This is a genomic window from Mesorhizobium sp. WSM4849, assembly GCF_055811385.1.
Genome location: NZ_JBVVPW010000047.1, coordinates 1 through 8,084 on the forward strand (window position 1 = coordinate 1; position 8,084 = coordinate 8,084).

Sequence of the window (8,084 nt, forward strand, 5' to 3'; positions counted from 1 at the left end):
TGCCATGGCCGCCCCTCGCCTCAGAGCAAGGGCCGTTCTCTCTCCAAAGCTTTTTGCAGAACCTTCAGGACACTATCCCGTCAGCGCGGCCCTGTCCCTGCCCTGCGAGCTTGCTCGCAGGGCTGACCAGAGACGGTCCGGGTTCTCCCGCTTCGATTTTCTTGGTCTGCCCTTCGTGGTGCCGCAACGCCGAGCCTGATGGCCAGCCTGCGCACCGTCAAAGTGCATCGAACCGGAACCTCCCTCCGGCCAGACCAGAGAAACCCACATGGCCCTGATCAGCCTCAAGTCCCTCGGCGTCACCATGAGTGCGCCGCTCTTCTCCAACCTCGATCTCACCATCGGCACCGGCGACCGCCTCGGCATCGTCGCCGCCAATGGCCGCGGCAAATCCACCTTGCTGAAGTGCCTGACCGGCGAAATGGAGCCGACATCAGGCGACATCACCCGCACGCGCGGTCTGCGCGTCGGCTATGTCGAGCAAGCCGTTCCCGCAGCACTGGCCGAGCAGCGCTTTCAGCAGGTGGTGGCCGACGCCTTGCCGGCCGAGCAGGCCGAAAGCGAGCAATGGCGTGTCGACGTGGTTCTCGATTCACTTGACGTACCGCAGCCGATGCGCGAGCGGCCGATGCGGGCCTTGAGCGGCGGCTGGCAAAGGCTGGCGCTGATCGCGCGCGTCTGGGTCACCGATCCCGATGTCCTGCTTCTCGACGAGCCGACCAACCATCTCGACCTCGCCAAGATCAGCCAACTCGAGACCTGGCTGAACGCGCTGCCGCGCGAGGTGCCGGTGATGATCGCCAGCCACGACCGGGCATTCCTCGACGGGACGACCAACCGGACCCTGTTCCTGCGCCCCGAACAGTCGCCGGTATTCTCGCTGCCCTATTCCAGGGCACGCGATGCGTTGAGCGAAGTCGACGCCTCGACCGAGCGCAAATTCCAGCGCGACATGAAGGTGGCGCAGCAATTGCGCCGGCAGGCGGCCAAGCTCAACAACATCGGCATCAATTCGGGCAGCGACCTGCTGACGGTCAAGACCAAGCAGCTCAACCAGCGCGCCCAGCGCCTCGAGGAGGTCGCAGCGCCCGCGCACCGCGAGAAATCGGCGGGCGCGATAAGGCTCGCCAATCGCGGCACCCATGCCAAGGTGCTGATCACGCTCGACGACGTGGCGGTCGAAACGCCTGACGGCACGCTGCTGTTCAGGACCGGCAAGCGCCACATCTGCCAAGGCGATCGCATAGTGCTGCTTGGCCGCAACGGTGTCGGCAAGTCGCGGCTCATCAACCTGATCAGGAATGCCGTCGTCGAGCCAGAGACGGCAACGCAAGGCGTGAAGGTGACGCCGTCGACGGTGCTCGGCTACAGCGATCAGGCGCTGTCGGGCATCAGCGGCGACGACACGCCGCTGGCGATGCTCTCGCGCAGATTCGATGTCGGCGAGCAGCGTGCCCGCTCGCTACTCGCCGGTGCGGGCGTCGGCATCGACATGCAGGAGCGCAGGATCGGCGTGCTGTCGGGCGGACAGAAGGCGCGGCTGATGATGCTGGCGCTGAGGCTCGCCAATCCCAATTTCTACCTGCTCGACGAGCCGACCAACCATCTCGACATCGACGGCCAGGAGGCGCTGGAGGCGGAACTGCTCGGCCATCAGGCGAGCTGCGTGCTGGCCTCGCACGACCGCTCCTTCATCAGGGCGATCGGCAACCGCTTCTGGCTGATCGAGAACCGGCGGCTGGCCGAGGTCGACAGCCCGGAGGATTTCTTCCGATCGGTGGCAGAAACGGGCGGTTGAAGCTTTGCGGCAAAAAATTCCGACGCTCTGTCGGATCATGGCCGCGCGCCACGTCCTTGGGTTGCCGACACGGTGATGCCGGCGCCAATCGAGGAGAGAGCATCATGTCTATTCTGTCATCCGTAGGTCGCATAGCGACCCGTTACTCGGCGGCTCGCGCCCGTTACCGCAGCGAGCGCGCCCTCCTTTCGTTGCCGATCGAACTGCGCAAGGACATCGGCTGGCCGGAGATCGTCGTCGACGCGCAAAACAGCCCCCGGATTGCAATCTCTTTGTCCGAGGCAAGATGAAGAGACCAGCCGACCGCAGCGGCGCCGTCATAAGCCTTGCGCGTCGCCCAGGGTCACTCCAGCCGCCGACGGCCCGGCCCATCTGGTCTCGGCAATTAAAAAATGTATCTGACGTGTAGGACCGCCGCCGCTTCATTCGTCCTGTGGTCCGCAAGGTCAATCCAAACGCAGAGAGGAGCAAAAAGATGAACGATCAGCCCCAAACCCAGCCCGCAGCGAAAGTCCTTGGCGGCTTGACGCCCTATCTTCAGTTGGATGGCGCCTTCAAAGCCGCCGAATTCTACAAAAAGGCCTTCGGCGCCGAGCAGGTCTTCTTCTACCCGCCGGACGAGCAGGGGCGGACGATGCACATCCATCTCCACATCAACGGTTCGACCTTGATGATCTCCGACTTCTATCCCGAGCACGGAATGGCCGCGGTGAAGCCGCAGGGCTTCACCATGCAGCTCCATCTCGGCAGCGATGACATCGACGCCTGGTGGAAGCGCGCCGTCGACGCCGGCTGCAAGGTCGGCACGCCGCTGCAGGTGATGTTCTGGGGCGACCGCTGGGGTCAGCTGACTGATCCCTTCGGCGTGGAGTGGGCGATGAACGCGCCGGTGAAGGCAGCGTAGCGCCTTCTTTCCTTCTCCCCTTGTTGTGGGAGGAGGAAAAACCCTACCCAACCCAAGGAGAACCACAATGTCCTATGTCGATGGTTTCGTACTTGCCGTGCCCAAGGCAAATCTCGATGCCTACAAGAAGCTGGCGCAAACAGCCGGCGCCGTCTGGAAGGAGCATGGTGCGCTCGCCTTTGTCGAATGCATAGGCGACGACGTGCCCTATGGCGAGGTCACCTCGTTCCCGCGCGCCGTGCAGGCCAAGGAAGACGAGGTCGTCGTCTTCTCATGGGCCGTCTATGAATCGCGGCAGAGCCGCGATGCGGTGATGGCCAAGGTGATGGCCGACCCACGCATGAAATCCGACTGGTCGGCGATGCCGTTCGACGGCAAGCGCATGATCTTCGGCGGCTTTCAGCCCTTCATTGAGCTGTAGGCCCGCATTACGCCAGCCGGTCGAGCAGCGGCTTGAGCCGGTCGCCATAGCGTTTCCACAGATCGACCGACCCTTGGTAAATCGGCTGGCGCACCTGCGCCGCCGACGCCGTGCGCACCGGCCGGTCGGTCTCGTGGAACGACAACACCGCATCGTCCCATGGCAGGCCGAGATGGGCGATCAATGCCCGCGACTGCCCTTCCTGGTCGGCGACGAAATCCTCGTAGCGCACATCGTGTACGACATCAGGCAAAACGGTGCGCCAATGCGCCATGATATCGGTGTAGAGATTGTGGAAATCGGCGAGCTCGCCGAGGTCGTAGCCGTAGCGGTGGCTGTCGCCGCGGAAATGCACCTTGTAGATCGACAGGCAGGTCGCCGCCGCGTCGCGCGCGCAATGGATGATCTTGGCCTTGGGCAGCATCAGATGGATGAAGCCGATCAGCAGGAAGTTGCCGGGCATCTTGTCGGTGACATGCCGGAAACCCGGATAGCGGGCGTGCAGCAGGTCTAGATAGGCCTGCCCCGCCTCGGCATAGACCTTGTCGGGCATGTCGGTGATGCCCGAGGGAAAGCCGCCCTTCATACCCGGCGGAAACTGCTTGCCGACCGCCGTCTTCAATATGCCGAGCTCGCCCGCGCCATAGACCTGCGGATGGCTGGCGATGATCTGCTCGACAAGCGTGGTGCCGGAGCGCGGCATGCCGACGACGAAGATCGGCGTGTCGTCGGCAATCCCGCTCGGTCTGTGCTCGTCGAAGAAGGCCTTGTCGAACACTGCCTTCATCGCCTCGAATTCGGCGCGTGTCTTGCCCCCATCATAGTCGATGCCCGTGCGGCGGATCGCATTGCCTTCGGCGAAATAATCGAAGGCACGGCCATAATCCTTCAGATCGTCATTGGCCTTGCCGAGGCCGAACGAAAGCTGGATGCGCGCCAGGCTGCCTTCCGGCGCCTTTGCGTGCTGCGCCTCCATCCCGGCAAGCTCGGCGTCACGCTCCTGCTGGCGCTTGACCTGGGTGAGCATCAGCCAGGCCCTGGCCATGCCGGGATCGACCGCCAGCGCCAGCCGGAAATGCTCCGCCGCCTCTCTGAGGTTGCCCTTCTCCATCAGCCCGACGCCCAGACCGTGCAGCAGGTCGGCGTCCTTCGGCCGAATTGCCAATGCTTCGCGGAAGACGGCGAGCGCCTCCTCCAGCCGCCCTGCCTCCTGCAGCGTTTCGGCAAGCCCGATGCGGGCGCGGACATGGAACGGGTTGCGACCGATGGTGCCGCGATAAATCTCCTCCGCGCCCTCGAACTGGCCGAGTTGCTTCAGCGAGGAGCCGAGATTGTCGCGCGCCGCGAGTTGGTCCGGCCGGATTGCCACCGCGCCGCGGAAGAAATCGACGGCTGCACTGACACGGCCGAGGTCGCGCATCACCGTGCCGAGATTGTTGAGGAAATCCGGATTCTTGGGCTGCAGGCGCACCGACTGTTCGAGGAGATCAAGTCCTTCAGCGCTGCGCCCGGTCTGGTGCAGCAGCAAACCGAGGAAATGGGCTGCCGCCGCATGATTGGGCTTTTGCGCCAGCACCTGCCGGTAGAGCATCTCGGCTTCCTGCCGGCGCCCCGCCTGATGCAATTGCAGTGCCTGCTGCACGCGCTGGTCGAGCCCCAGCGGCGGCTGTCCGCCTGAGCCGAAATTGGCGCCCGCGCCTGCCGGTCTTCTCTGATCTCTGTTGATGGGAAACCTGCCGTGTTTTGTCCGCCTGCCGCGATCTAGGCCATCGGCGCGGCAGGTTCAAGGGTTCGCAGGCCAGCTTACCGGAAATCGGCCTGGGTCAATACATACATGTTCTTGCGGCCGTGCGAATAGGCTTCGCGCGCAACATCCTGGATCGACGAACGCTCCGCATCGAAGGCGCTGAGATACTCGGCTTCCGCCCCGCCCGTGGCCGTTGCCGCCGAAAGCGCTGCAATCTCCACAAAGAAGGGCACTTCGAACATGCCGTCATGGCCGACGAAGCGAATGCGCTTGGCCGCAGCGTCGTAGGAGCGGCTGCGGTTGGGAAAATTGAGCGTCACGATCGAGTTCCTCAGCGCATGACCCCGAACCGGAGGTTCGGAAAGGATCATCCGCAAAATCAAGATACTACAGCAAGCCGGCTGTCAGATCAGGCGGTTGGTCTCGGCAACCTGTCTGGCCCGCCGCAGCGTGCCATCGGTGTCGGCGATCCTTCGCCTTGCTGCCTCGTCACTTCGTATCGTCAGCCGCGCCGACATGACTTTTGTAGGCCCGGCGGCCTGCTTGATAATCGGCTTGATTGTTACGGCCGAACCATCAGGTGTTTTCACGGAAACCATGATTTTTCCTTTCAGATGTAAATAAAAATCGATGCCGGGATGAATTTTTCCGGCACAATCTCAAACAATTCTTGTGAAGTGTCCGGATCGTATCACCATTCTACAAATAGTCCTAGAAAAGTAATTTCGCGATAAGGTCGACGATGGGTGGGAATCTTCTTGAATAAACCGCAATTTTGGATTAATGAATTGAGATCGTTTTTTGGGCCAAGCTTGGCATCTCGCGGCGTCAGAGGTTCTCGACCCGCCAAACTCATTCCAGATCGCCGATACCCAAATTGCCGATACGGGACACACGACACTTAAGTCCCGGTGCCGCGAAGCGGGCACCACCTTATCGGATCCAAGCCGGGAACGAGACTTCGAGGCACGAGAATGTCTGGCCGAACTACCCATTCCATCGCGCATTTCGAGGTACCCTTCATGCTCGGCGGCCTGGAAGGAAAAATGCCGGCCGGCGACTACGACATCGACCACGATGAGGAGCTTATCGATGGCATATCGTGGCTTGCCTGGCGGCGTGTCGCCACCTTCATCCATCTGCCGGCAAGGACGGTGAAAAGCCAGACCAGCCAATTGGTCGCCATCGACTTCGCCGAACTCGAAACCGCGCTGAGGCGCGACCAGGAGAATGCCGCATGATCCGCTTCCAGCAGAACGCACGCCCACGCACCGACACGCCCGCACATCTTTTCGCGATCGGCCAGACCGTTCGCATGAAGAGCCGCACCGGCCTTGTCCAGAAGACCGCTGAGCTGTTCCAGATCAAGAGCAAGCTGCCGGTCAAGGACGGCTCGCCGCAATACCGCATCCGCAGCGACGAGGAGACCCATGAACGGGTCACCACGGAAGACAATCTCGAAGTGGCCGACAATCCGAGCACCTAATGCATGTCGCCCAAAAGCATGCCCACGGGCCTGACCCGAGGGTGCGAAGCGGTTTTTGGGACAACGACATGCATAAAAACAAAAACTTAAAGCGCGTCGGCTGAATCCTTTTCAACGCGACGCGCTTTAGGTCCACATCAGCCACCACCACGTTAATCAATCACGAGGACCAAGAAATGGCCAAGGGTCAACAGCGCAGCAACCGCGAGACACGCAAGCCCAAGAAGGACAAGGCGGCGGCAAAGCCGGCCTTGCCCTTCGGCTCGGCCGTCAAGCAGGCGGAAGCCGGTTTGAAGCCGAAGTCCAAGGGCTAGTGGCGGACGGATGAGCAGCCCTGCATTCATCCAGCCATCGCGCGGATCGGATAAAAGATCACGTAATGTCAAAGCCATATGGTCAGGATTGGCTAGGGCCGAGTTCATCGCCCATTGCCATAAAGGCGAGACCGCACCGCTGTGTAGCTGTCGAGCGCTCGGTGCTGCCGGCGTAGAGGCAAGAGGCGCCAGCTGCCCTCCCCGTCCGGAGACGGGGAGGAAACCAGCCTCTCAGCAGGGACTGTCGTCGACGATGCGATAGTCGGCGGCGCGAGCCTCGCAGGCGTTGGGGAAGGTGCGCAACTCGCCGCCGCGGCGAGCGCAGACCGGGCGGTATTCGCGTGTGCAGAATGTCTGCTCTCCATCACCGCCGCCGTCGCGGCACTGGCCGCCGCTGATGATGCGATATCCGGCCCGCTCGGCAAGGCAGGCATTGGCGAAGGTCTGGCGGTCGCCGCCGCGCCGGGCGCAGACCGGATCATACTGCTTGGTGCAGAATTGCGGCCCGGGCCTTGGCGGGCGGTACCCCGGTCCTTCCTCCACCACAACCGCGGTACAGGCTGCAAGAACTGCCGACAGCAACAGGATGGGAAAACCCTGCCGCGAGAAGATTGCCGCAAGAAATTTCATGACTATACCTCCCTCGAGCCACCGCTCGGGCGCAAACGCGCGCGCTCCACTCCAGCCGATCCTCGCCATTCCACCGCCAAATGCAACCCCTGTTTGCAAGCTGCCCCAGCCCGCTGGACCATGCGTGGCCAGGCTCTGGCCGATGACCGGGCGAGCACCCCGTCCTATCGATGCCATGCGTCGGAATGCGCCCATTGGGTGGCCCGCGGGCGCTACCTTGCAACGATCACCTTTCCGTGCGATAAATTTTGTGTTCGGGCATTTGCGACCCGGAGAGCGGAACGTTTTGGACGACCTTTCCCCGATACTGTGAATCTCTGACGGCCCCGTTTTTCGGCGGGGGGTTTTGACCATGCGCCAATGCATGACTGCCGAAGCAACCACCGGGACTTGCCCACGGCGTCAGGCGGCGGGCAAACCACAAAGACTGACACGGGTGAAGGAGTTTCCCCAATGGCCCAGACCGGCACCGTTAAATTCTTCAACGCTACCAAAGGCTTCGGCTTCATCACGCCAGATGACGGCGCCAAGGACGTGTTCGTCCACATCTCCGCGATCGAGGCTTCGGGCCTGCGCACGCTCGTCGATGGCCAGAAGGTCACCTTCGACGTCGAGCCCGACCGCATGGGCAAGGGACCGAAGGCGGTCAATCTGCGCGCGGACTGAATCGTCGGCGCGGGGGGGGGGGGGGGGGGGGGCGGGGGGGGGGGGCGGGGGGCGGCCGGGGGGGGGAGGCGGGGGGGGGGGGGGGGGGGCGCCGGGGAGGGGGGGGGGGGGGGGGGGG

General features: G+C 62.9%; 12 protein-coding genes. 8 read left to right on the forward strand and 4 right to left on the reverse strand.

The genetic code is table 11. The features are described from left to right. Positions 1 to 268 precede the first annotated feature (268 nt). From AC0L3L_RS32985 to AC0L3L_RS33000, 4 genes are all read left to right on the forward strand, one after another. The gene (locus AC0L3L_RS32985) at positions 269 to 1,798 is read left to right on the forward strand and encodes an ABC-F family ATP-binding cassette domain-containing protein (protein ID WP_473641411.1); all 1,530 of its coding nucleotides are present in this window, start codon (positions 269 to 271) and stop codon (positions 1,796 to 1,798) included. Between the two features lie 104 nt (positions 1,799 to 1,902). Further along, positions 1,903 to 2,088: a hypothetical protein gene (locus AC0L3L_RS32990; protein WP_473527733.1), complete on the forward strand. Its 186-nt coding sequence runs from the start codon at positions 1,903 to 1,905 to the stop codon at positions 2,086 to 2,088. A 185-nt stretch (positions 2,089 to 2,273) separates the two neighbouring features. Continuing rightward, positions 2,274 to 2,702, forward strand: coding sequence for a VOC family protein (locus AC0L3L_RS32995; protein ID WP_473527732.1), 429 nt, complete (start codon positions 2,274 to 2,276; stop codon positions 2,700 to 2,702). Between the two features lie 67 nt (positions 2,703 to 2,769). Beyond that, the gene (locus tag AC0L3L_RS33000) at positions 2,770 to 3,123 is read left to right on the forward strand and encodes a DUF1428 domain-containing protein (RefSeq protein WP_473527731.1); all 354 of its coding nucleotides are present in this window, start codon (positions 2,770 to 2,772) and stop codon (positions 3,121 to 3,123) included. 7 nt (positions 3,124 to 3,130) lie between these two features. Here AC0L3L_RS33000 and AC0L3L_RS33005 read toward each other — a convergent pair whose 3' ends face one another. From AC0L3L_RS33005 to AC0L3L_RS33015, 3 genes are all read right to left on the reverse strand, one after another. Then, the gene (locus tag AC0L3L_RS33005; protein ID WP_473641413.1) at positions 3,131 to 4,765 is read right to left on the reverse strand and encodes a tetratricopeptide repeat-containing sulfotransferase family protein; all 1,635 of its coding nucleotides are present in this window, start codon (positions 4,763 to 4,765) and stop codon (positions 3,131 to 3,133) included. 161 nt (positions 4,766 to 4,926) lie between these two features. Next, positions 4,927 to 5,190: a DUF1488 family protein gene (locus AC0L3L_RS33010; RefSeq protein WP_473641415.1), complete on the reverse strand. Its 264-nt coding sequence runs from the start codon at positions 5,188 to 5,190 to the stop codon at positions 4,927 to 4,929. 84 nt (positions 5,191 to 5,274) lie between these two features. Then, positions 5,275 to 5,469, reverse strand: coding sequence for a hypothetical protein (locus AC0L3L_RS33015; RefSeq protein WP_473641416.1), 195 nt, complete (start codon positions 5,467 to 5,469; stop codon positions 5,275 to 5,277). Positions 5,470 to 5,844: 375 nt separating this feature from the next. On the opposite strand from AC0L3L_RS33015, the gene AC0L3L_RS33020 reads away from it, so the two are divergent. The 3 genes from AC0L3L_RS33020 to AC0L3L_RS33030 all read left to right on the forward strand — a co-directional run bounded on the left by AC0L3L_RS33020 (position 5,845) and on the right by AC0L3L_RS33030 (position 6,670). Continuing rightward, positions 5,845 to 6,111 (forward strand): hypothetical protein, encoded by a 267-nt coding sequence (locus tag AC0L3L_RS33020; RefSeq protein WP_473641418.1) that lies wholly within the window; start codon positions 5,845 to 5,847, stop codon positions 6,109 to 6,111. Beyond that, complete coding sequence (locus tag AC0L3L_RS33025) at positions 6,108 to 6,356, forward strand: hypothetical protein (protein ID WP_292180382.1); 249 nt, start codon at positions 6,108 to 6,110, stop codon at positions 6,354 to 6,356. The genes AC0L3L_RS33020 and AC0L3L_RS33025 overlap by 4 nt, the downstream gene beginning before the upstream one ends. Positions 6,357 to 6,532: 176 nt before the next feature. Then, positions 6,533 to 6,670, forward strand: a complete 138-nt coding sequence (locus AC0L3L_RS33030) for a hypothetical protein (RefSeq protein ID WP_292180379.1) — start codon at positions 6,533 to 6,535, stop codon at positions 6,668 to 6,670. Between the two features lie 231 nt (positions 6,671 to 6,901). Here the strand turns inward: AC0L3L_RS33030 and AC0L3L_RS33035 are convergent, their stop codons facing one another. Next, the gene (locus tag AC0L3L_RS33035) at positions 6,902 to 7,300 is read right to left on the reverse strand and encodes a Kazal-type serine protease inhibitor family protein (protein WP_473641420.1); all 399 of its coding nucleotides are present in this window, start codon (positions 7,298 to 7,300) and stop codon (positions 6,902 to 6,904) included. Positions 7,301 to 7,753: 453 nt separating this feature from the next. Here AC0L3L_RS33035 and AC0L3L_RS33040 point away from each other — a divergent pair, with 453 nt between their 5' ends. Further along, positions 7,754 to 7,966 carry a cold-shock protein gene (locus AC0L3L_RS33040; RefSeq protein WP_023799871.1) on the forward strand — a complete coding sequence of 71 codons (213 nt, stop codon included), beginning with the start codon at positions 7,754 to 7,756 and terminating at the stop codon, positions 7,964 to 7,966. Positions 7,967 to 8,084: the final 118 nt, after the last annotated feature.